The sequence below is a fragment of the Caulobacter segnis genome, assembly GCF_023935105.1.
Taxonomy (GTDB): Bacteria; Pseudomonadota; Alphaproteobacteria; order Caulobacterales; family Caulobacteraceae; genus Caulobacter; species Caulobacter segnis_B.
On sequence record NZ_CP096040.1, the window covers coordinates 3,562,254 to 3,585,597 of the forward strand.

Consider the following 23,344-nt stretch of genomic DNA (forward strand, 5'->3'; position numbering starts at 1 on the left):
GTCGGAAACGTTCCCGCGCGGGCGGATAGTCTATCGCCCCGGTGCCGACCGCCTTGGCGGTCCGACTAACCTAGGGATTGGCCGCGGCCCATTGCGCATAGGCGTCCAAGGCCTTCTGAGGCCCGGCCGAATACCAGGAGTATCCGTTGCGCCGCCCCTTCGAGATCTCGTTGACGTCGTCGTGGATGCTCTTGCCCCAGTCGCCGAAGATCGGTTTGCCGGTGCGCAGGTCGTAGTTGCGCGACCAGATCGGGCCCGCTCCGGGCGCATCGATCAGCTTGCGCCCTTCCTCGTCGCTGACCTTGGTGAAGGCCTTGTCGTAGATGGCGTGGGCCTTGAGCCAGGCCACGCCGGCATGGATCGCGGCCTTGACCTCGGGCGTCGGCTTGGACTGACGCATCAGGAACAGCAGGATGTCGGTGCTCTCGGCGCTGGCCAGGGAATGCATCTCGTAGTCGCGCGCCGAGCTGGGCTTCAGCGTCAGCGGATCGACCTGCTGCGGCCAGATGGTCTTCTTGCCGTCCACCACGACCTGGGCGTCCAGGATCGGCCGAATGGCGCGCGCCGAGGCTGCCCCCGCTTCCTTGCGCAGAGCCACAGGCGCGAAAGCGAACTCCGGCTTGGCCTCGGCGACGTCCTCCAGGATCATCGCGGCCTCGGCCACGGCGTTGTCGTTGAACGTCACCGCGTCGTGGAAGCCGCCCTCGATCGGGTAAATCTGAGGCCAGCCGCCGTTGGGATACTGCGCTCCGAGCAGATAGCGGACGCCCTTGAGGATGCTGGCGCGGTAGGCGTCGCCGTCCTTGCCCGGAAGCTGCTGCTGCACCTTGGCCAGGAAGCGCATCTCGGTCGTGGTCGCGCCGTTGTCGAGCGTGCCGACGAAGGTCCAGAAGCGATCGACGGGCGCGTCGAAGCTGTCGTCCAGCGCCATGTGTTCGGCATTGTTGGCGTAGCGTTGCCCCTTCAGGCGCGGCGGCTTGGTGCGATCCTGGTTCTTGCTCCAGCCGCCGGTCGGGGTCTGGAAGCTGACGATGGTGTCGGCGATGGCGCGAGCCTCGGGGCCCGCGTACCAGGACGCTTCCTTGTCGAGCGGCATGTGACTGCTGCCAGCCTCCGGCGGAGGCGGCGGGGCCTGACCCGGCGAAAGCTCGGCCGCCAGGGTCGCGCGGTCCTGCTGCATCTGGGCCTGCGAGCGCTTGATATAGGCGGCCCAGGCCGCGCGCTGAGAGGCGGGCAGTTCGGTGAGGCGCTCGAGCGTCAGCGACCGAGCCGGCTCGTTCTTGCCGATCATCGCGGCGTGGGCGAGGACCGGAACCGACAAAAGGAGAGCGCCGACCAGCGCCGCGCGGCGGACGCCGCCGGCCCGCCGGCTTCCGACGGCCGCTTCCGGTGTCACGTTGATCGCGCTTGATGTGTTCGTCACGCCCTACCCCAATCTCGCTCTTCGCGCCGGCGAACTCGGCCGGCGGCCTTTGGGCCATCTTGATCAAGCGGCGTGGCGGCCACCAAAGCCAACCACACCAAAATCCCACATTATGGCCTTACCACTCCAAATATGGAACGCGCGAAGCGGGAGTGAGTCAACCACTAATGAATGGCATTTTACCTAGGTGCATAAACCAATTGACGCCGCGGCTCGCAGGCGTGTTCAGCAGGCCCTCTTCCGACGCAGTGCGCTCGGGCAGTTTCGCCCAGAAAAACGTTTCCTTTTCAGAGCTATGGAAACATCTCCCTCGACAGGCCCAACGCCCCCAGCCACGCCAGTTGGGAAAGCCACGCCGCCTTAAATTGGTCTATCCAATTCTTGACCTCGGCGCGCCGAGAGTCATCGAGCGGCGAATAGAGACGGAATCATGATGCGCAACCGACCGCGGGGCGCCCGGCTCGACGGAGCCTCGCCGGCCACGTCGTGGCACGGCGCGGGAGACGACGCTTAGGGCTGGCGCTCCAGCGTCGCGGCCATCAGGCCGATCACCACTTCGTTGGCCGTGGTCCGAACCGTCAGCGCGCGCAGCGTCTTGTGCGGATCCAGGGGCAGTGACAGCACGGTGGCGGCGCCGCCCGGAATCTCGCGTCCCTGTCCCTTGAAGGTCGCCGGGTCCAGCACGCGGATCTGACCGGTGGCCAGGTCGACGCGGGTCGGCGGCGGCGTATCGACCCGGAATTGATAGTCGTCGAGGAAATAGTCCTGCTCGATCGGCCACCAGGTGTCGGGATTGCGCAGCGGCAGACGCGTCGTGGTTCCGTCCTGGTAGGTCACCACCACCTCGCCATTGTCGAAGCGGCTCTGCATCGGGTTGGTCGAGCCGGCCATCAGCAGATGCAGACGCCTCGCCCTGCCCGTGAGCGGCGCGACCACCGCCTTGGGATAATTGTCCCACAGCGAGGTGAAGGCGATGTTGGGAACCTCGGGCTCGCCGGGGGTGCGGAAGATCACGCCCTCGGGCGTCGCGATCTGGCCGCCCTGCCCGGCCGCCAGACGGCGCAGGCCCGTGTCGTCGATCTTGGCCATCTGGTTCAGATGCCCCGCCCAGCCCCCGATCCCCTGGGCGGGCAGGCCCAGGGACGCCCCGGCCGGGCGGGGCGAGCGGTACTTGCCCTTGGCGAAGATCGCCGTGACCCGATCGTTGAACACCAGGTTCACGGGATCCATTCGCCCGGCGACGGCCGGATGCGCCGTGGTCGCAGTCGCCGTCGCAGTCGCCGGCTGAGCCGCAACCCCACCGACCGGCGCGAGCCAGGTCATGCCGTTGCGCGAAACGCGCTGAAAGGTCCTGGCCGACCCCGTCACGGGCGCGGCGATCGGCTGGCCGTCCCAGCGCACGACCACCTCGGAAGGCCTGTCACCTGGCGCGACGATTTCGATCGCCGGACCGCCGGCAGCGTCCGGGGCCGAGCGCCAGGCCGCCTCGACGCCGTCGATTTCGACACCCGCTACGACATCGCGCGGAGCCGGCAAGCGCAGCACGACCGTCTTGAAGCGCCGATCACCCGGCTTGAGGCTCCAGCGATCCTCGTCTCCCGCACGACGAAAGTCGTAGGCGAAGGCTGGATGCGCGATCGACGCGTGGTCCCAGTTGGCGGGGAAACCCGGCCGGATGACCATCGTCCCGGCCAGAGCATCCGGACGCAGGCCGAACAGTCCCTCGACCAGGGCCCGCGCCGTGACGCCGGCGCTGTCGGCGAAGTCGCGCTGCGATTCCCGGCGATAGACGTCCGGCCACGCCAAGGTGCCCATGTTGCCGGGCGAGATGCCCATGAACATGCTGGCCAACAGGCCGCTCTTGGCCAGGACGAAGGCTTGGTCGGCGCGCCCCGCCCGCCACAGCGCCAGCGCCGTATGCAGGTTCTCCTGGGTCGCGACATTGTTGATCGACCAGGCGTAGGGCAGCCAATCGGTCGTCGCATAGAGGCCGTAGTCCGCGTCGCTGGGCACGCCCGTCCCCTTGATCGGGATGCGCGGCAGCCGCTTCAAGGCGTCCGACATGCGCCAGGCGTCGGCGGGCGAAGCGACCTCGGAATCGATCGCGTGATAGTAGGTCCAAAGACCGAAGGACGGATGCAGCCGCTGCTCGCCCAGAAGGTCGCGGTACTCACCGAACGCGCCCTCGTCCGGCATCCACAGCAGCGCGCGCATCCCCTTCAGGATCGCGTCGGCCTCCTGATCATAAGGCGTGGGATCCTCACCGATCAGCCGAACCAGCTTCGCGGCCATGCGATTGTGATAGGCCTGATAGGCCGAAGCGTGGGCGGCCCCGCCGCCATTGTACGAAAGATGGTCGCTGGCCCAGATCGCCGCGTAGGCCTCATAGAGCGCCAACTTGTCCGGCCCGTATTCACGACGAAACAGACGCCGCTCCCAGGCCAGATGCCGCTGGATGGTCGGCCACAGATCGCGGGCGAGCTTCAGGTCGCCCGTCCAGTCCAGATGCCGGAACAACGCGTCGATATAGACGGTATTCATGTCGTAGTGCGAATTGGACAGGTCGCCGTTCGAATGCAGGGCCGTCTCGGCCCGCGCCAGATTGGCGTCCTCGTCCAGCGGCGGTACGGCCGCCGGAATGGGTGAGACGTTCTGCCCCTTGGCCCAGTCGCGGAAATGCTGGTCGGCCCGGTCGGCGCGGCCCAGGGCGTCCAGCCAATAGGGCCCGCGCCACCCCAAGAGCTTGGTCCGCCACGCGACCGCGCCGTGCATGACAGCCTGCTGGGGGCCGTCCCAGGTGGCCTCCGCACCGACATTCAGCGCGGCCATGGCGGCTTTGATGTAAGGGTCGGGCGTGTCGATCCGGACCTGCGCGCGTAGCGCCTGGAAGTGGCTGCGGGCCTCCTCAAAGCGGACGGCCAGCTCGGTTCGGGCGAAGGCCGGCGGGCGGATCACCGGCGCGACCGGACTGTCCGGCCGCCCCGCGCGCACCGCCGTATAGTCGACGAGATCTCCGGCGACATTGGGATCGACCCGCTGCAGGGACACGATCAACGGCGCGTTCGACGTAAGCCTCGCCCGTCCTATGGCGACGCCGCCCTGATCGGGCGCCGAGCTCTTCAACAAACGGCCCAGATCATCCCATGCGGTCGCATCGCCCCTGGAGAACCGCGCCGCGCTGCTGGCACTACCGACGATCACCGCTTGCGGCGCGCTCACCTCGAACCCTTCGGCGCCGGTTATGACACCATTGGTTTCCGCGAAGGTCGGCTTGAATTGGAACCACTCGGAGATCGGAATCTTCTCGGTGCCGATGTCACCATCGCGGACGCCGCGCTGGCCGGTGATCCCGCCAAACGCCCAGACCAGCTGCAGCCCGGGCGGCAGGTCGGCCCCTTCGACGCGTAGCGTCAGCCCCTCGGTGACGGCATAGGCCAGCGCCTCGATACGCAGCACGCCCTGTCCCAGCAGCGGATCGCGGATCTCGTAGATCAGCTCCCCTGGCCGATAGCGCGTGACGATCCGTTGCGCGGCGTGTAGCCAGCGCGCGCCGGACGGACCGGCGACGCCCAGCCGCAGGTTGCCGCCGCGCCCCGGCAGATAGAGAACGAATTCAGGCTTGTCGCCGCCATCGACGCGGAACGCGGTGTCGCCGCCGTATAGAGGCCGGTTGAAGGTCTCCGTCCCGTTCTCGATGACGAAGTCGCCGTCCTGGGGGTGATAGCGGATCGGACGCTCGATATTGCCGACCAGATTCGGCGTCGGGCCGCCGACCGCCGACGGCGCGGTCTGCGCCAACGCCCCAGTCGCGGAAAGACTGGCGCAAAGCGCAAGCGCCAGACCGGCATAGCGGCGACCTCGCGCCATCGGCATCCCCCTCCCACACCCGGACTCTGCGCCGGTAATCGATCCCAGTTTCACATCGTGGGATACCAAACCATATGTTGCGAGGCATTCGTTGCGATCGCAACAGCAGTCTTTTTGCGAACAGGCGTTGGCACATGTCACTCACGGGCCACTCCACCGCGAGGCAGCCGATTTGACCAATAACGCCAATACCACGGCCTGCCCATTTTTAGCGGCAAATGCAAAATGCCCTACCTAAATGTCGAACTCTCGACAGAAGATCTTCAAATGTATTATCAAATATTAACACATATTATCCATTCCTTTAATACACTAGTACACTGCGGTAACCTGCCGCATTACAGTAAGATGCCGTGCGATATACGCTTCAAGAGACCACGCATTCTGTGGCTCTGGGGGTGGCATGACGTTCGACATTATCCGTAAGGCCGGATGGCTGGTGAGCGTCCTGGTTTTCGGCGTCTCAGCCGCCCCCGTCGCGGCGCAGGTCTTCGAAATCGGCGCTGACGGCGCGGTGACGCGCTTCGATGGTCCTGCCGTGTTCACGCTCGATAGCGTCCAGGCGCTGACGCCGCCTCGCCAGGCGAGCAACGAAGCTGACTCTAGCGCCATCCAACAGCAAATCTCTTCTGTCGCCGCGACCTACGCGCTCGACCCCAAACTGGTCGAGGCCGTGGCCTGGCGCGAAAGCCGTTTCCGTCCCGAAGCGCGTTCGGCCAAGGGCGCGATCGGGGTGATGCAACTGATGCCTGATACGGCCCGCGCCCTTGGCGTGAACCCCATCGATGTCAGCCAGAACATTCATGGCGGCGCGCTCTACTTGCGCCGCATGCTCGCGGAATTCGACGGCGACGTGCGCCTTGCCTTGGCGGCTTACAACGCTGGTCCCAACGCCGTTCGCAAATACGGCGGAGTGCCGCCCTACGCGGAAACCAAAGCCTATGTCGCCTCGATCCTTAGCCGCATGGCCGTTAACGCGCCCATCCTCGGAGCTTCCAACTGATGCGTAAACTCCCCCTCGCCCTGGCCGCCACCCTCACCTGCGCCGCCGGCCAGGCCCACGCTCAAACCGTCCAGGCTGACCCGCAGGGGTCCAGCGCGCTTCTGGCCGGCGTGACCTGGCTTCAGGGCACCCTGATGGGCAATGTCGCCACCGCCGTGGCCGTAATGGCTGTGGCCGCCGTCGGCTTCATGATGCTGACCGGCCGCCTCAACTGGCGCTACGGCGCCACCGTCATCCTGGGCTGCTTCATCCTGTTCGGCGCCACGACCATCGTCAGCGGCATCCGCGCCGCCGCCGGGGCCGCCTGAACCATGACCGCTCCGCTGGATCGCGACGTGGTGTTTGGCGCCCTGACCCGCCCGCAAATGTTCGCGGGCGTGACCTACAGCTACTTCGTGATCAACGGCGTGGTCACCGCCGAGCTCTTCCTGATCACCAAGTCGTTCTGGGCCATCGCGGCCGCTCTGGTGATCCACGCGATCGGTTACGCCGCCTGCCTGCGCGAACCCCGCATCTTTGACCTTTGGCTGACCAAGGTCAGCCGTTGTCCCCGTGTACCCAATTTCCGAGCCTGGCGATGCAACAGCTACAGCGCGTGAATCCCAAGAAGGAAACCACCGCCGGCAAGCGGCTGCCCTACGCCCGCCACCTGGACGACGTCACGATCGAGACGCGCGACGGCCTCCTGATGCAGGTTATCCACCTGGCCGGCCTGCCGTTCGAAACGGTCGACAGCGAAGAGCTGAACTACCGCAAGGCCGTGCGCGACGTGATGCTGCGCGGCCTGGCCTCCTCGCGCTTTGCGATCTACCACCACATTGTCCGCCGCCAGGTCGAGGCCGCGACCCAAGGCGCCTTCGCCGACGCCTTCAGCGCTCAGTTGGACGCCACATGGAGCGAGCGCCTGGCGGCGCGGAAGCTCTACGTCAACGACCTCTTTCTGACGATCGTCCGCCGCCCGCTGCAAGGCCATGGCGGCGTCATCGACGGCCTGCTACGCGTCCTGAAGGGGACGGGCAAGGCCGAGGCCGCAGCCCTGCAGGTCGCCGATCGCCGCGAGCTGGACAGCGCCCGCGATAGCCTCCTGTCCGCCCTCGCCCCGTACGGCGCGCGGGTCCTGGGAATTTATGAAGGGGCCGCCGGCCGCTGCTCCGAGCCGCTGGAATTCCTGTCCTGCCTCTACAATGGCGAGATGCGCCCAGTGCTGGCGCCCCAGGGCGACGCCGGCGAGTACCTGCCCTATCGTCGCGTCAGCTTCGGGCTGGAGACGCTGGAGCTGTCGCGCGCCGGCGCCCTGGCCCGGAACTTCGGGTCGCTGGTCTCGATCAAGGACTATCCGGGCCAGACCACGCCGGGGATTCTGGACGACCTCCTGCGCCTGCCCTGCGAGATGGTCGTCACCCAGAGCTTCGGCTTCGTCGATCGCCAGCCGACCCTGGAGCGGATGAACCTGGCCCTGCGCCGCATGAAGGCCGCCGACGATGACGGCCTGTCCCTGCGCGCCGACCTGACCCGCGCCAAAGACGACGTCGTCTCAGGACGAGCCACCTTCGGCGAGCATCACCTGACCGTGCTGGTGCGTGGCGACACCCTGGAAGACCTCGACCGCTCGACCGCCGAGGTGATGTCCGCCTTCACCGAGATGGGCTCCATCGCGGTGCGCGAGGATATCAATCTGGAACCGGCCTTCTGGGCCCAGTTTCCGGGCAACTTCAAAGACATCGCCCGCAAGGCCCTGATCTCGACCGCCAATTTCGCGGGCTTCGCCAGCGGACACAACTTTCCGGTCGGCCAGGCGGACGCCAATCATTGGGGCCCGGCGGTGACGCTGCTGGAGACGACTTCCGCGGGCCCCTACCACTTTAATTTTCACAAAGGCGACCTGGGTAACTTCACGGTCATCGGCCCGTCGGGGTCGGGCAAGACCGTAGTGTTGAACTTCCTGCTGGCCCAGGCCCGCAAGTACAGTCCGCGCATCGTGTTTTTCGACAAGGACCGGGGCGCGGAGATCTTCCTGCGCGCCGTCGGCGGCCGCTATGAGACCCTGCGCCCGGGTCACCCGACCGGCTTCAACCCGCTGGCCCTGCCGGACACGGCGGCCAACCGTCGCTTCCTGGCCGAATGGGTGGCCAAGCTGGTGGCCGTCCCGGGCGAAGCCTTGTCGGCCGACAACGCCGCGCGGATCAAGGACGCCGTCGACGCCAGCTACGATCAGGCGCCCAGTCTACGCCGTCTTCGTTACTTCGCCGAGTTGTTCCGCGGTTCGCGCCGCCCCGACGCCGCCGATCTGGCCGCCCGCCTGGCGCCCTGGCATGGCGCCGGCGAGCACGCCTGGCTGTTCGACAACGAGACCGACGGCTTGGACCTGGACCAGTCTACCCTCGGCTTCGACATGACCCAGCTTCTGGACGACCCGGCGCTGCGGACCCCGGCCATGATGTACCTATTCCATCGCGTGGAGCAGCGCCTGGACGGCCACCCGACCCTGATCGTCATCGACGAAGGCTGGAAGGCCCTGGACGACGACGTCTTCGTGGCCCGCATCCGCGATTGGGAAAAGACCCTACGCAAGCGCAACGGCGTGGTCGGCTTCGCCACCCAAAGCGCCCAGGACGCCCTGGAAAGCCGGATCGCCAGCGCCATCATCGAGCAGGCGGCGACCCAGATCTTCATGGCCAATCCCAAGGCTCAGGCGAAGGATTACTGCGAAGGCTTTGGCTTGACGGCGCATGAATTCGAGCTGGTCAAAACCTTGCCCGACACCACGCGCTGCTTCCTGATCAAGCACGGGACCGACAGCGTCGTGGCCCGCCTAAACCTCGCCGGCGCACCCGAGCTGCTGACCGTGCTGTCGGGCCGCGAAACCACTGTTCGCAAGCTCGACACCCTGCGCGAACAGCTGGGCGACGATCCCTCGACCTGGATGGAGAAGCTGGTGAGGGCCGCGTGACGATTAACGCCTGCGCGCAAACCCCTGTCGACGCCCCGATGGTCCAGAGCCTGATCGGTTCGGTCGATTGCCGGGTCGACGACCTGGCCGCCAGCGGCTACGCGGCTCTGGGTCCAGGCTCGCCCGTCGCCCTGCTGCTCACGGGCCTGATGACCCTCTACGTGGTCTTCGTCGGCTATCGCCTGCTGCTAGGCCGAGGCGGCATACGCGTCGGGGACGCCACGGTGATGGTCCTGAAGATCGGCCTGGTCGTGGCGCTCGCCACCAACTGGCCGCTGTTCCAGACCCTGGTCTACGACACCCTGACCAAGGGCCCCGGCGAGGTCGCCGCCCTGCTGCTGGGCGGCTCATCCCACCCCTTCAACGGCCTGCAGGAAGCCTTCGACGGTCTGCAGAAGTCCGCGACCCTGATGGCCAGTCGCGCCAGTCCCGGCGCGGCGGCGATGCAGGGCGGACCGGGCTTTGGCGCCTTCGCGGTCAACACCGGCGGCATGGTCCTGGTCCTGTCGACCCTGGGCGTCCTGCTGGCCTCCAAGGTCGTGCTGGCCATCCTGCTGGCCTTGGCCCCGCTGGTCGCCGGCCTGATGCTGTTCGAGGCCACCCGCGGCCTGGTCGAGGGCTGGCTGAAGGCGATGATCGGCCTGGCCCTCACGCCGATGGTCGCCGTCCTGACCCTATCGCTTGAATTGACGATATTGGCCCCCTCGTTGCGGGCCCTGGCCGAGGCGCGCGCGGCCCAGCAGTTCGCCGCCTTCGACGTCGGGCCCGCCGTGATGGTGCTGGTCCTGGCCCTGGTCTTCGCCCTGGTGATGGTCTTGGCGATGGTCGCCTTGGGCGTCGTCGCCGCGGGCCTGCGTCTGCCGCGCGGCCTGGCCGGCTCCAACTGGAACGACCGGACGGCGGCGACCGAGCCCCTCCGCTATGCGCCCCCGCATGTCGAGCCGATGAGCCGCGCGGCCACTGTCGCCGCCGCGGCCGCGGCCCTGGACCGTCGAGACGCCGCCGCCGTCGCCTCCGCCCCCGTGACGCCGCGGCTGCTGACCGTCGTCGCCGCGGATCGCGGCGCCGGCCAGACCCGCCCCGCCTACGCAGCCCCGAGCGCGCCACTCGGCCAGACCTACCGCCGCACACCCGCCCCGCGCCGCGCCGCCTCGGACGCCCGGAGAGATCAGTGACCCTCGCTTACCCCCGCTCGCTGCTGACCGCGCTCGCCTGCGCCGCCCTGGGGGTCGCGGCCCTGGCCGGTCCCGCCGCGGCCGCCGACGCCCCGCGTCCTGGCGCCGTAGACCCGCGCATCCGCACCGTGGCTTACGACCCTGACCAAGTCGTGCGCCTGACCGGCTATTTCGGCATCCAGACCATGTTGGAGTTCGCCCCGGACGAGCGGATCGAGAACGTCTCGATCGGCGACGCCATGGGCTGGCAAGTGACGCCGAACAAGAAGGCCAATCTGCTGTTCCTGAAACCCCTGGACCGCACGGCCACCACCAACATGACGGTGGTGACCGACCGCCGCCGCTATGTGTTCGAGCTGGTGGTCGCGGGTCCCAAGGCCACAACCAAGGATCTGGCCTACGTCGTCCGCTTCCTTGTCCCCCCACCCGCGCCCGTCTTCGCCGTGGCCGCGGCGCCGGCGCCGCCCGCCGCGCCCGTGGTCCGCAACAGCGCCTATACGGTGAAGGGCGAGGCTGCCCTCCAGCCGACCAAGGTCTTCGACGACGGCGCGGCCACCTATTTCGCCTGGCCTGTCCAGGCCGACCTGCCGGCGGTGTTCGTCGTCGGCGCCGATGGCGTCGAGGGGCTGGCCAACGCCGCGGTTCGCGACGGCTATCTGGTCGTCGACCAACTGGCCCCGCGCTTTGTCCTGCGCTCTGGCAAGGCCAGCCTGATCGTCACCAACGGCGCGTTCCCCTCCCACCAGGAGGCCGCCCGATGAGTGTCCAGGATCCGCGCCAGTCCGCCCAGGTGCAGGACGATCTCGCCGCCGCCGACACTCAGGTCCGCCCGGCCATCGCCCGCGCGCACGCCGGCCTGCCGACGCCGGTGATCCTGGCCGGCTTCGGCGCGCTCGGCGTCGGCGTGTTCCTGTGGATGGCCGGCCATCGCGCCGACGCGCAACCGCGCCCTGAGCGCCCCGCCAAGGTCGCTACCGTCGCCACGACCGCCCAGACAACGCCGCAAGCGCTGGCGCCGGTCATTCCCGGCCCGCAGTTCACCGAGAACAACAGCCTGCCGCCGACGCCGGCTCAGGTCGCGGCCATGAGCGCCGAGCCGCTGCCGCCGGTCCCGTCCGTCGACGTGGACCAGCGCCGGCGCGCCCCGACCCTGGTGGTCGACTTCGGCGGCGCGCCCGCGCTGATCAAGACCAGCGCCGAGACAACGCCCTCGACCATGATGGGCAAGGTGGCCCCGGCCGCCGACATCGGCCTGAACCCAGATGAGAGGTTCGCCGATCGCCTCTCGGCCGACGACGCCGAACCGGCCAAGGCCACGGCCATGCGCGACCTGGACGCGGTCATCCCGCAGGGCGCGGTGATCCCGGCGGTGATGGAGACGGCGATCAATTCCGACCTGCCGGGTCTGGCCCGCGCCATGGTCACCCGCGACGTCAAGAGCTTCGACGGGTCCAACGTCTTGATCCCGCGCGGCAGCCGGGTGATCGGCCAGTACAGGTCGGGCGTGGCCCTGGGCGCCTCGCGTATCTTCGTGATCTGGACACGCGTGATCCGGCCCGACGGCGTCTCGATCCAGATCGCTTCGCCGGCCGCCGACCCGCTGGGACGCGGCGGCCTGCAGGGCAAGGTCGACCGCCACTTCTTCAGCCGCTTTGGCGGGTCGATCCTGATGTCAGTACTAAACGCCGGCGTCGCCGCCGTCGGCAACGCCCGTTCGACCTCGCAGATCTACATCGGCTCGGCGTCGCAAGCGGCCAGCATGGCCGGCACGGTGATGAAGAGCGATCAGGTCTCGCCGACCATCCAGACGCCGCAGGGCGCGCCGGTGACGATCTTCGTGGCCCGCGACCTCGACTTCTCGGGCGTGCGCCGATGACCGCGCTGGCGTCCACGCCGAAGTTTGGCGTCTATCTCGAAGCCTATCTCGCGCCGCTCGCGCCGTGGCTAGCCGATCCTGCCGTTACGGATCTCTACGTGAACCGGCCCGGCGAGCTATGGGTCGAGCGCCTAGGCGGCGGCGTCGAACGCGTTGAAGTCCCCGCCCTGGATGAGACTAACCTCTGGCGCCTCGTCCGCCAGGTCGCGAGCCTGTCCAGCCAGGGCGTCAGCCGCGAGCACCCCCTGCTCTCGGCCGTCCTTCCTGACGGCGCGCGGGTGCAGGTCGTGGCCCCGCCGGCGACGCGCGAGGGCCTGGCCCTGGCGATCCGCAAGCACGTGGTCAGCGACCTTTCCCTGGCCGACTACGCCGCGACGGGCGCCTTCGACCAGGTCATGGCCCCCAAGACCAATGCCGACGCCATCCTACGCGCCTTCCTCGACGCCGGCGATATCCGCAATTTCCTGGCCACCGCCGTGCAGGCGGGCAAGAACATCGTCGTCAGCGGCGGCACCTCGACCGGCAAGACCACCTTCCTGAACGCGCTCCTCAAGGAAGTCCCGCTGGACCAGCGCCTGGTGCTGATCGAGGACGCGCCCGAGATTCGCCTGGCCCATCCCAACGCCCTTGGCCTGGTGGCCGTGCGCGGCGAGCAGGGCGAGGCCCGGGTCACGGCTGAGGACCTGTTGCAGGCCTCGCTGCGCCTGCGCCCCGACCGGATCATCCTGGGTGAGTTGCGGGGGGCCGAGGCCTTCTCGTTCCTGCGCGCGGTGTCCAGCGGTCATCCCGGCTCAATGACCACCGTCCATGCCGACGATCCGGCCGCCGCGGTCGACCAGTTGGCGCTGATGGCCTTGCAAGCCGGCGCCAATCTGCGCCGCGCCGACGTCGTCGATCACGTCGGACGCGTCGTCGACGTCTTTGTTCAACTCCATCGTCAGAATGGTGTCCGAGCGGTGCGGGAGGTCGTCTTCCAGAACCGCTAAGCCACAGCTTTTGTTCAGTTTTCAGTTTCAGGCGCGCCGCCTCCGCGACGCGTCAAGGGTACTGTCATGCATAAATCTCACTTGAGCTCGGCGGCGGCGCTGAGCGTCTCGCTCCTCGTGTCGGCTTGCGGCGGATCCGGCGCCGGCGACGCGCCCCCCACACGTTCGATCACGGCAGCCGGCGGAGCTCCCGCAATCGCGCTTGCCCCGTCGGGCGATATCCAACCCGACGAGGCCGCGCGGTTCGCCAAGCAAGCCAGCTTTGGTCCGACCCCAGCGCTGATCAACGCCATCGTCGCCAAGAAGTCGATCGCGGCCTGGTTGGACGAGCAGTTCACCCGGACCTCGAGCAGCTACGCCGACCTGGCCGCCAAACCGGTGCCCAGCAATTTCTGCTCAACACAGTTTGCCTCCGGCACGGCGGAGCTAAACAACTGCAACCGCGACAACTTCACGGCTACGCCTATGCAGATGCGGTTCTACGCCAACGCTATCGGCGGCGAAGATCAGTTGCGGCAGCGCGTGGCCTTCGCCCTATCGCAGATCGTGGTCGCCTCGGCCGTCGACGTCGGCAACACCGCTGGCCTTGCGACCTTCAACCAAATCCTGCTCTCCAACGCGTTCGGCAACTATCGCGACATCCTCAAGATGGTCACCCTGAACCCGTACATGGGCGACTATCTGGACATGGCCGACTCCAACAAGAGTCAGCCCAACGAGAATTACGCCCGCGAGCTGATGCAGCTGTTCTCGGTCGGAACGATCCTCCTGAACCCCGACGGCACGCCCCAGATCGACAATACCGGCGCGACCATCGCCACCTACAGCAACACCGACGTCAAGGAAGTGGCCCGAGCCCTAACCGGCTGGACCTATGCCCGGCTGAACGGCGCGGCCCTGACCGACAACACCAATCGCGACTGGACCCAGCCGATGGTGATGTACGCCGCGCGCTACGACACCGGGGCCAAGACCTTCCTGGGGCGGACCGTGCCGGCCAACGCGACGCAGCAGGCCAGCGTCGACGCCGTCGTGGACGCCGTCTTCAACCACCCCAACACCGGCCCGTACATCTGCAAGCGTCTGATCCAGCAGCTGACCTTGGCCAACCCGACCCCAGCCTATGTCGAGCGCGTCGCCGCCGTTTTCGCCAACAACGGTTCGGGCATCCGCGGTGACATGAAAGCTGTGATCCGCGCCATCTACCTGGATAGCGAGGCCCAGTTGGTCTCGCAATTGCCGGGCAAGGTGAAGGAGCCGGTGTTGCTGGCCACCTCGCTGGCCCGGGCCGTTGGCTTTACGACCGATGGGTACGCTTTCACCACCCGCGACGCCGGCATGGGCCAAGCCCCGTTCCGGGCGCCGTCCGTGTTCAACTTCTATCCTTATGAGTTCCCGCTGCCGCAAGGCGCAGGTCTCGTCAGCCCGGTCAGCAAGCTGATGACCACCTCCACCACCATGGCGCGGCACAACTTCCTCTACGACTGGACCGTCGGGGGCGACGCCACGCGAAGCGAGTTCAAGCCCACCTTGGGCGCGACCGGCGCGGTTCCCGATTGGGCCTCATGGGAAGCCCTTGGAACAGACGACGGCAAGATCCTCGACCGCATCAACCTCGTCATGCTGAACGGCACCATGACCAAGGCCCAGCGCCAGTCGCTGCTCACGGCTATGGTCGCGATCAAGAACAGCAACCCCACGCTGCAGACCCGCAAGCGCGCTCAGATGGCGCTCTACGTCGTCGCCTCCTCCCCTTTCTTCCAAGTCGATCGGTAAGCGTCATGTCCGTCTCTCGTCGTGAACTCCTGCGCCTGACCGCCGGCGGCTCGGCCATCGCCGCGCTCGGCCAGCTTGGCCTCTCCAGCGCTCTGGCGGCTGATACCTCGGGCTATCGCGCCATGGTCGGGGTCTTCCTGTTCGGCGGCAACGACGCCTGGAACATGGTCGCTCCCACCGACGGCCGATACGCCGACTACGCCAAGCAGCGCGGCTCGGGGCTGGCCCTGGCGCAAAGTAGTCTTGTGCCGCTGACCGGCACGGCCTTCGGCCTGCATGCCGCCATGGCCCCGCTGAAGACCGCCTGGGACGAAGGGGCGCTGAGCGTGGTGCTCAACACCGGCACCTTGTTCGCCCCGCTGACCAAGGCCCTCTACACCAGCCGTCCTGACCTGCGGCCCGTCAACCTGATGTCCCACGAGGACCAGCAGAACCAGTGGCAGGGCATGCGCACCCGCGCCGTCAACAACGACGGCTTCATGGGGCGGATCAACGACCGCGCCCAGGCCGCCAGCCTGCCGCCGCTGATCTCGATCGCCGGCTCCAACCTCTGCCTGATCGGTGATCGCACCGCGCCGCTGATCCTGCCCTCGTCCGGCTCGATCGTCCGCAACGGCTACAACGCCACGACCACCGACGCGTCCGTGAAGGCCCGGCAGGCGGCGCTGGACGTCTTCGCCGACGCCTCGTCCTACGGCGCGATCACCGATCTCACCAGCAAGAGCATGAGCAGCGCCTACGCCCAGGCGGTGGCCGCCAACACCATCATCAGCTCTACGACCTCGGCCGTGGATAAGCACTTCGTCCATCCGACCACGGGCGCGGCCCTCGGCTCGGACATCTCCCGCCAGCTCTTGCGCGCCGCCCGGATGATCGAGGCCCGCGGCACGCTGGGTCACGCCAAGCAGACCTTCTTCGTCAGCCAGGGCGGCTACGACACCCACACCAACGAACTGGGCGCCCACAACACCCTCTATGCCGACCTCGCCAACGCCCTGGCCGGCTTCTACAACGCCATGAAGGCCCTGGGCCTACAGGACAGCGTCACCGCCTTCACCATGTCCGACTTCGGCCGGGTGTTCAAAGGCAACGCCAGCGGCGGCTCCGACCACGCCTGGGGCTCAAACCATCTCGTCCTGGGCGGCGCCCTGGCCAACGGCAAGGTCCATGGCCGCTATCCGGATATGACCTTCGGCGGTCCCGAAGACAGCTCCAACGACGGTCGCTGGATCCCGTCCATCGCCACCGAAGAGTACATCGGCGCCATCGCCCGCTGGTACGGCGTCAGCGCTGCCGACCTGCCTTACGCCTTCCCCAACTGGGCCACCTGGAACGGCGGTGGGCGAGGCCCCGTGCCGCTGTTCGGGTAGATCTCAATGCAAAGAGACCGCGCCGGTCCCGCTCGAGGGCGAACCGACGGCGGACAGGGGAGGCTTAGAAACGGTAGCTCACGCCCAGTTTCACCGAGCGGCCGTAGCGGTAGTAGCCCTGTGGCAGCATCGGATTGCCGTTGATGCTGTAGGTGTTGGCCTTGTCGAGGAGGTTCTGGCCCTCCAGCGAGATGTCCATCTTTTCGGTGATCTTGTAGGCCGCGTGCGCCGTGACCCAGGTGATCGGATCGGCCTTTTCGTTGTAGCCGTTGCCCAGAACGTTGACGGCCGTGGTGAAGCCGGCGGTGCGGTCGCCCGAGAGGCTGAGCGAGACCGGGCCGTGGTCGTAGAAGACCCCCAGCGAGTAGACCGACGGCGCGATGCCTTCCAGCGGACGCTCCTGGTCGCCGACGAAGCTCTTGGCCCAGTTGCGGGTGTACTGCGCCCGAACGCCCAGGCCGTTGTCGAGGAAGTGCTGCAGAGTTTCTGTGATAAATCAACGGATTTACCACACCAATAGACGCTGGTGGATCCTGCTGGAAAAGCAGGGATAGCGGAAACGGAGCCAAGAAAAATCCGCCATGGCCGTTCGAAAAGGCGAACTGATTTGGTTTCCAACTGAGGCAGATCTGCGCCATCAGCCCACGTTGGCTCGGCTCGCTGCCCGTGGCGATGTTGTTATCTATGATCGCCGGCCTTGGCCACCGAGCTCCATCGCCACGCGCGTGGGAAGACTTTCTGACATGAGGCCGCGCCTCTGCGCTGTGCTGCGGCGCGCTTTCTTTGCCGCCAATAGCGAACAAGATTAGAATGTGCCTTTAGGCGGTAGCTGGCCAGTGGCGCTGGCGCTCAACTGGAGCATCCAGAAGGTGCCGCCCGAAGCCGGATCGTCTTAGCCCCACGCCAAGCTGGCGCTCACTACGAGGGCGACGAGGGCGCCAATGATGATCACCCCGGTCCACAGCGCAGCCGCACGCCACAATGGTCGCGACGACTTTGGCTTTTCTGCGGGATCAGAAAGCGCGACACGATCGGCAGCGTTCGGCTGAGGATCAGGGGGCGCGGCGTTGGCCGAGAGGACCGACGGCTGAGGGGCAGGCTCGTGAGAATCCTCCGCTCTCGCGGATCGCGATCGACGCCGCCGGCCTAAAACCAGAGCGCCCCCAGTGACGACGGAAGCGCCTACGATCGCCCAAGTCCAGCGTTGGATCAGTTCTCCGTGAGCTGTCTTGTTGGCGCTGCGCAACCGTTCGGCGGCGGCCTCTCGTTCAGAGCGCGCCAACGCCTCTTCTAGCTCCGTCAGCTTCTGCTTAGTGGCAACGTCGACGCCGCCCTCAGGTTTGCCAAGAGCGCAGGGCTCAGGATCCAACTGGAAGGCGGTCTCGGTTCGCTGCAGCAAGGTGATTAAGCTATCGACGCGGGTGGCCACGTTCTGATCGCCGGCCACCGCCACGGCCCCGTCAGAGTCGACCTGGCTCACCCCAGCCCAGGTGTTCACCCCGATCAATCGGCCGCAGGCGTCGAGCAGGGGTCCGCCACTGTTGCCGCGGCTGATTGTTGCGCCATGGAAAACTGTTGCGACCGCATCGCCGCCGACAGCGCGGTCGGAAAGTAGCGCGATAGCGCCGACAGTCGAATAGGGCGTCCTCGGCTTTATAATGTCATCGGCCGTGAGCTGAAGCATCTCCTCGGCCTTCCCTGGATAACCCGCCGCCCGTACGCGATCGGTTCGGCCAGGAATCGACGAGGTCAGAGGTAGGACCGGTGCCTCTAGCCCCGGGACCTTGATAATGGCCAAGTCGGGTGTGGGCCAAGTCCATTGGACCTCTGCATTCAACGCCCGATCGCCCTGCCCTGGTGTGGGGGTCACCCAAACCAACATGCCGTTCAGCCTCTCGCCGTCCGGACCGAGCGTGGCGGCCACCACGTGGCGGTTGGTGACAACCACGCCTGGGGCGACGACAAAGCCGCTGCCATAACTCTGTAGAAACCGTCCCTCGTCGGTCTGGCGGACGATCGAGACCCGGACTACAGATCGCTCGGCGTCGGATAAGGCGGTTTCTTCATTGGTTTGAGAAGACGCAAAAGCCAGACGTCCACCCGCCAAAACGACCAATACTGTGCAGATGAGCAGATTTGTCCGATAGGTCATATTAGGCCCCCGCAGAAATGGATAGCCTCAAGTAGCGGGCTAGGCGAGTCCTCGCGCGCTGGTGGTGGCTTTCCCTGCAGTCTTTTGTCTGCCTATGATTATTCCGCACCAAGGGGGCGCGCGGATGAATCGGGACCGATGGCTTGGCCGCCTGGTGACGGCGACCCTAACTATAGCAATGTGCGGCTGCTCGGCTGAAGCGCCGCAGGCCTGGGAACGTCTCGCCGAAGCGCCGTATGACAACATCAGCGACGGTGTGAGCAAGATCGCAGATGGGTCGCTCTATACGGTGAGCGGATCGAGCGATGTCACCGCCGAGGACGCGGCGAGATTCAGCGAACTAGGTCAAGCTTGGCTGGCCGCGCCCGCCAGCCGCGAGGCGTCCAAGGCGTTGGTTGATTTCTGCGCGCCAAGCGGCGACTCCGGCGGCCTCTATTACGCTCACATCCCGCTGCGGAAACTCAGCCGCAAGGCCGAGCAGGCCGCCACGAGCCTCTATAGAGCACTTGAGGCGCGTACGGACCTTAAGACACAGCTCCCGCCAGAGACCTCCACTCAAGCTGGGCCCTACCTCCTGATGTTGGGCGGCGATCCAGAACGAAAATTCGATCTGATGCAAACCTGCGTGGGACGATTTGCCTCGCAGAAGGGGGCGACGGCCTTGGTCGCTCAGAGCCTATTGCCGCTCGCCAAGTCAAAGGACGCCGACATACGGACCTCGTATGAGACCGCGCGAGAGAAGGCCGCAGGTCGAACGATCCGCGCCCTGCCCTACAAGCCCCTGGCCCTGGTCTGGTACGGCCAGAGCCAGGGCCCTTATGCCGCAATGATCGGATTGCCGGACGGCCCGCTGATGGCCGATATCGATCCGGTCAAGTTGTGCGGCCTCGACCCCGACACCTCGCCTGACCTGGGCGCGTCGAACTGCCTGCGATTGACAGCGGCCGCCTCACGCAAGCGCAATCACGGGTCGGACGCGCCAACCATCGACGTCACGACAGCCTGGCTGGAACGGACGCTGCCGCAACTGGAGCCAAACGGCGCCAGACCCTCCCCTGCCCTGTCCAACGTCGACCGCTCTGTGAAACTCTTGGGCTATCGGCTAAAGGAACTCGGCCGATGAAGACGCTTTTTGCGCTCGCCGCTGCGTTCTGGGCATCAGTGGCCGCATGGCCAAGCCTTGCGATCACCGGCGCGAATGCGCCAACGCCTATCCTATCGACTCAGGCCGTCACTGGCCCGCCGCGAGGCGCTACGGCCACCACCTTAGCTTCAACCGTCTGGACTGACGGCCTGCGCAGCTTCTGGCTCGAGCCCCAGGGTCATCAGTTTCGTCTCCGCGCAATCGACGCGGATGGCGCGATTGATACCGCCGACCATCTGTCGCCATTGGCCCAGAAGGCGATCGCGGCCGCCGCTGAGGAGTCGTCTGTCTCCGATCCGCGCCTCGATAGAAGCTCACGCGTCGAGTCGGGGTACGAGGGCCTGCTATCGGAGCCGATGGATATTATTGGCTTGCGCGAAGGCGCACTCCTGCAAGCCCATACTGGCACGTTCTTCGTCCTGGCATACGCGTCAGTGGCTAGTGACGGATCGCTGACCTTCACTAAAGCGCCAAACGGCAGCGTGATCGGGCGCTACTTCCCGGAACGCCCCTCGCTTTGGACTCGCCTTCAACGCTGGGTCGCGTCTCTGCTACCGTGGGTGTCGCCCCGGCTGTTGGCCTACGACCGGGCGCCGACGCCGGCGTTCGATCCTGCAGAGACCACCAACGACTCTTTCAGTTGGCCCATCGACCTCGTGTTGCGACAGGGCGGCGACGATGCGCGACGCTTTTTCGACTTCCTAGGCGCTCGGGCTTGGCGGCTCGACAAGGGGGCTGTTTTCCACCCAACTGCCTTGCGCGCGCCGAGCGGCTCTCAGGACCAAGCCGCTATCGAAGCCATAAGGGCCGCTCTTGAACGCGGCGGCGGCGAGCCGGCTGGCGCGTATTAAGGGCCAGGGAGAAATGGATCGGCGGTCATTTGTAGTCGGGACGCTCGCCGGTTCCACGAGCGCCGGCCAGCCTGATCTCCAGGTTGGTGATGTTCTGTTCGGGGCCTACCCCCATTCGCCATGGGCGTCTCTGGCCGCCGCCTTCTCCCTCGATCGCGCACCGTTCGGCCATGTTGGCTTGGTCGCTGGCCTAGCCCCTGCGCAAATTGTCGACGCAAACGGCGATCCCACGGGCGGTGCAGTCGCCCTGCGGCCAATCGCCGAGTTTTTGCAGGGGGCGCAGTGGGTGGAAGTGCGCCGACTTCGCCGCTCTTTCGTCGATCGACAAAGGGTCGCGCGGACGGCCCAAGCCTGGATTGGCGCGCCCTTCGATAGTCGCATTCTGCTTGATGACGACCGGCTCTACTGCACGGAGTTGGTGTGGAAGGCCGTCAAGGTCGCTTGCGGCCTGGATCTGGTTCCCGAAAAGCGTCGCATCGGACTCCGCCCGGTGATCGACATCGGCAGTTTACGCGCCAGCCGAGAATTAGAATTTATCTGGGCCGGTGAGCCCGCGCGGTTGCATATTCCCCGGCGTGCGGGGCGCTGAACCATCCGCCCGATCGAAAGCCAAGACCTGGAAATTGGCGCGCTAGCCCTGCGGGGCACTCCATCGCCCTTGCGCTCGTCGGTTCGCGCCGATGCGCGAGGGTTGCAATTAGCGATGGCGCGCAAAAACGAACGCCGATACCTTTCCTGCGTTGGGGGATGTCGGATGCGGCTGCATTGCAAGAAGCTTGCGAGCTTATCGTTTGCCGTGGCTGTGGTTGGCGCGGCAGTGCCCTTTGAGTCGCCCATCTCCGTCGCCCAACCGACTGCTAAATGTGTGACCCAGACCATGAGCGCGGCCGGACTGTCGGGCGTAAACAACTGCGGACGGTCGGTTCATTTCAATCTGTGCGCAGTCAGCGGCGGGGCGCCGCCCAACCGTTTGTCCAAGACGCTCGCAGCTGGCGAGACCTGGTCGCTACAGTTGCCGCCCGCGACCGGTCAAAAGCCAAGATCGACTTACGATTACTGCGCCGTCAAACCTGGCTCCAGTCCGGCCAACTGTCCCGTCACCTGTCCGGTACCGGGCTCGGTCGACCCCGGGTCGGACGAACAAATCTGGGCCCGTCGTCCTTCGACCGAGGACTTCCAACGCAACTATCCTGATCGAGCCCAGCGCATGGAAATCTCCGGCCGCGCAGTCTTGTCGTGCATGCTGGACGAACGCGGCTTGCTGACCAATTGCGCCGTCGTCGAGGAAACGCCTGCCGGATACGGTTTTGGCGAAGCGGCGCTGCGGCTGAGCCGCCTGTTTCGAGCCAAACCCCGAACGCTGGATGGGCAGACCGTAGGCGGCACAACCGTGCCGGTCACGCTCAGTTTTCAAGTTCCGCAATGACACCTTCGCAGCACGTTCCCGAACTGGTCATAAGCGCTGTTCTCATCGCGCTGGCCTGGAGCGATGGAGCGCGCGCCGACTGCGTGACGCGATTTAGACCGGCCCTAGGCGCCGGTGACTGGCAAGGCGCCATGGCCGATTACGTCGCTAAGCGGCAAGCGGGCGCAAGCGGTCGGTCCGACTTCACACTAGCCGTCAAGCGGTTGGACGCCGAGATCCAAGGCTTCGACTCCCTCAAGCCTGGGCCACTCTATCGCGTCGCCGAGACGCTCACCGATTTGGAAAGCGCGGTGACTGATATTGGCTCGTGCGAGCCTCTGCCGCCCCAACAAGCAAGCGCCTGGACGCGGACCCTCGAGACGGCCGCCACCGAATTCCTCGTTTCATTTGGCGATCCGTGGGAAGCCTATCTCCTTCGCCCTGGAGATCGTTTGGCCGCTAACGATCGTGGCCGCATTTACGCTTCGCCGATGTTGCGTCGCCTCGTGCAGGCTAGGCGGCCGGCGCTCTGGGCAAAGATTGATACAGATGAAAGCGCAGCGGCCGCCCGCGTCGTGGCCGAGGGCGCGGAGGAACGCCGGCAGGTTCTGATCGCTGCGAAGTCACGTCTAAAGGCTCTCGAAGAGGCGCGACTGGCCCAAGCCGAGGGCGAGCGGCGTGAGCAGGAGAGCGCGCGCGTGGCCCAGGCGGCCGCAGAGCGAAGCACCGCCATCCGTAAAGCCGCTACATTCGCTCTGCCCGCCCAAGCTGGTCCGTGGTCTCGCAGCCCCGGGGAACGGGCGTATGTGCGTGTTCTCAACGGGGTCAGGACGACCCTGGGATGTGGCGTCGCGGGCGGGTTGGTCCTGAAGATGAAGCGCCTGAACGGCAAGTTCGTCTTCGATGACACCGATCGAGTGGCCGTTAGGACGGTTTTGAATGGCCGTCCCCGCATTGTATGGGCCAATCTTCGTGGGACGGGCAGTTCCAAAAGCACGCGTCGAGAGTTCCAAGGCGAAGTCGAGACCACGACGTACTATTACGACCCGACCGAGGCCTATCTCTCAATCCAATCCCCTGAAATGATGGCGGCTTATAAGGGGAAGATGTTCCATGCCGCGGGCGATTTCCTCGATAAACTCAGCGCCGGAGCGGGCGGCGAAAACCCCATCAGCGATTTGATGAGAGGCCTTGGCGACTTGACGGCGTCCACAGGGACTATCGCCGCCCCCCTTGAGCTGGATATCGACGAGGTGAAAACCCAGCCCTCGCTGAAGTTGGTCGTTGGCGCCGCCAGCTGGACTATCGATCTTGAACCCACGCGGCCACCGTTCAAGAGCTTGATGGACGCCTGTTGGGGATAAGC

At 66.3% G+C, this 23,344-nt stretch carries 19 protein-coding genes; 15 read left to right on the top strand and 4 right to left on the bottom strand.

Annotated elements, in window-relative coordinates:
- Window positions 1-70: 70 nt before the first annotated feature.
- Both pelA and MZV50_RS16605 read right to left on the bottom strand, forming a co-directional pair.
- Entirely contained in the window at window positions 71-1,423 is a 1,353-nt protein-coding gene (pelA, locus tag MZV50_RS16600; protein ID WP_252630410.1) for a pectate lyase, read from the bottom strand.
- Between the two features lie 510 nt (window positions 1,424-1,933).
- Window positions 1,934-5,290, bottom strand: a complete 3,357-nt coding sequence (locus MZV50_RS16605; RefSeq protein WP_252630411.1) for a DUF4450 domain-containing protein — start codon at window positions 5,288-5,290, stop codon at window positions 1,934-1,936.
- A 403-nt stretch (window positions 5,291-5,693) separates the two neighbouring features.
- Here MZV50_RS16605 and MZV50_RS16610 point away from each other — a divergent pair, with 403 nt between their 5' ends.
- From MZV50_RS16610 to MZV50_RS16655, 10 genes are all read left to right on the top strand, one after another.
- A complete protein-coding gene (locus MZV50_RS16610; RefSeq protein WP_252630412.1) occupies window positions 5,694-6,293 on the top strand; it encodes a lytic transglycosylase domain-containing protein in 600 nt (199 codons plus the stop codon).
- Complete coding sequence (locus MZV50_RS16615) at window positions 6,293-6,601, top strand: TrbC/VirB2 family protein (RefSeq protein WP_252630413.1); 309 nt, start codon at window positions 6,293-6,295, stop codon at window positions 6,599-6,601. Before MZV50_RS16610 ends, MZV50_RS16615 begins: the two co-directional genes overlap by 1 nt.
- A gap of 3 nt (window positions 6,602-6,604) precedes the next feature.
- Window positions 6,605-6,892, top strand: coding sequence for a type IV secretion system protein VirB3 (locus MZV50_RS16620; protein ID WP_252630414.1), 288 nt, complete (start codon window positions 6,605-6,607; stop codon window positions 6,890-6,892).
- Window positions 6,871-9,243: a VirB4 family type IV secretion/conjugal transfer ATPase gene (locus MZV50_RS16625; RefSeq protein ID WP_252630415.1), complete on the top strand. Its 2,373-nt coding sequence runs from the start codon at window positions 6,871-6,873 to the stop codon at window positions 9,241-9,243. Before MZV50_RS16620 ends, MZV50_RS16625 begins: the two co-directional genes overlap by 22 nt.
- Window positions 9,240-10,418, top strand: a complete 1,179-nt coding sequence (locus MZV50_RS16630; protein WP_252630416.1) for a type IV secretion system protein — start codon at window positions 9,240-9,242, stop codon at window positions 10,416-10,418. Before MZV50_RS16625 ends, MZV50_RS16630 begins: the two co-directional genes overlap by 4 nt.
- On the top strand, window positions 10,415-11,179 hold the full coding sequence (locus MZV50_RS16635) for a TrbG/VirB9 family P-type conjugative transfer protein (RefSeq protein WP_252630417.1): 765 nt from the start codon (window positions 10,415-10,417) through the stop codon (window positions 11,177-11,179). The genes MZV50_RS16630 and MZV50_RS16635 overlap by 4 nt, the downstream gene beginning before the upstream one ends.
- Window positions 11,176-12,294, top strand: a complete 1,119-nt coding sequence (locus MZV50_RS16640; RefSeq protein ID WP_252630418.1) for a TrbI/VirB10 family protein — start codon at window positions 11,176-11,178, stop codon at window positions 12,292-12,294. Before MZV50_RS16635 ends, MZV50_RS16640 begins: the two co-directional genes overlap by 4 nt.
- Window positions 12,291-13,280 carry a P-type DNA transfer ATPase VirB11 gene (virB11, locus tag MZV50_RS16645; RefSeq protein WP_252630419.1) on the top strand — a complete coding sequence of 330 codons (990 nt, stop codon included), beginning with the start codon at window positions 12,291-12,293 and terminating at the stop codon, window positions 13,278-13,280. Before MZV50_RS16640 ends, virB11 begins: the two co-directional genes overlap by 4 nt.
- A 66-nt stretch (window positions 13,281-13,346) precedes the next feature.
- On the top strand, window positions 13,347-15,056 hold the full coding sequence (locus tag MZV50_RS16650) for a DUF1800 domain-containing protein (RefSeq protein ID WP_252630420.1): 1,710 nt from the start codon (window positions 13,347-13,349) through the stop codon (window positions 15,054-15,056).
- 5 nt (window positions 15,057-15,061) lie between these two features.
- Complete coding sequence (locus MZV50_RS16655; protein WP_252630421.1) at window positions 15,062-16,426, top strand: DUF1501 domain-containing protein; 1,365 nt, start codon at window positions 15,062-15,064, stop codon at window positions 16,424-16,426.
- A gap of 64 nt (window positions 16,427-16,490) precedes the next feature.
- Here the strand turns inward: MZV50_RS16655 and MZV50_RS26595 are convergent, their stop codons facing one another.
- Both MZV50_RS26595 and MZV50_RS16665 read right to left on the bottom strand, forming a co-directional pair.
- Window positions 16,491-16,625 (bottom strand): hypothetical protein, encoded by a 135-nt coding sequence (locus MZV50_RS26595; protein WP_354668902.1) that lies wholly within the window; start codon window positions 16,623-16,625, stop codon window positions 16,491-16,493.
- 693 nt (window positions 16,626-17,318) lie between these two features.
- Entirely contained in the window at window positions 17,319-18,578 is a 1,260-nt protein-coding gene (locus MZV50_RS16665) for a S1 family peptidase (protein ID WP_252630422.1), read from the bottom strand.
- 124 nt (window positions 18,579-18,702) lie between these two features.
- Here MZV50_RS16665 and MZV50_RS16670 point away from each other — a divergent pair, with 124 nt between their 5' ends.
- The 5 genes from MZV50_RS16670 (at window position 18,703) to MZV50_RS16690 (ending at window position 23,342) form a co-directional block, all read left to right on the top strand.
- Window positions 18,703-19,701 (top strand): hypothetical protein, encoded by a 999-nt coding sequence (locus MZV50_RS16670; protein ID WP_252630423.1) that lies wholly within the window; start codon window positions 18,703-18,705, stop codon window positions 19,699-19,701.
- Window positions 19,698-20,573, top strand: coding sequence for a hypothetical protein (locus tag MZV50_RS16675; protein ID WP_252630424.1), 876 nt, complete (start codon window positions 19,698-19,700; stop codon window positions 20,571-20,573). The genes MZV50_RS16670 and MZV50_RS16675 overlap by 4 nt, the downstream gene beginning before the upstream one ends.
- 13 nt (window positions 20,574-20,586) lie before the next feature.
- Entirely contained in the window at window positions 20,587-21,162 is a 576-nt protein-coding gene (locus MZV50_RS16680; RefSeq protein ID WP_252630425.1) for a YiiX/YebB-like N1pC/P60 family cysteine hydrolase, read from the top strand.
- A gap of 165 nt (window positions 21,163-21,327) precedes the next feature.
- A complete protein-coding gene (locus MZV50_RS16685) occupies window positions 21,328-21,999 on the top strand; it encodes an energy transducer TonB (RefSeq protein ID WP_252630426.1) in 672 nt (223 codons plus the stop codon).
- Between the two features lie 131 nt (window positions 22,000-22,130).
- Window positions 22,131-23,342, top strand: coding sequence for a hypothetical protein (locus MZV50_RS16690; protein WP_252630428.1), 1,212 nt, complete (start codon window positions 22,131-22,133; stop codon window positions 23,340-23,342).
- The last annotated feature ends 2 nt before the right edge of the window (window positions 23,343-23,344 follow it).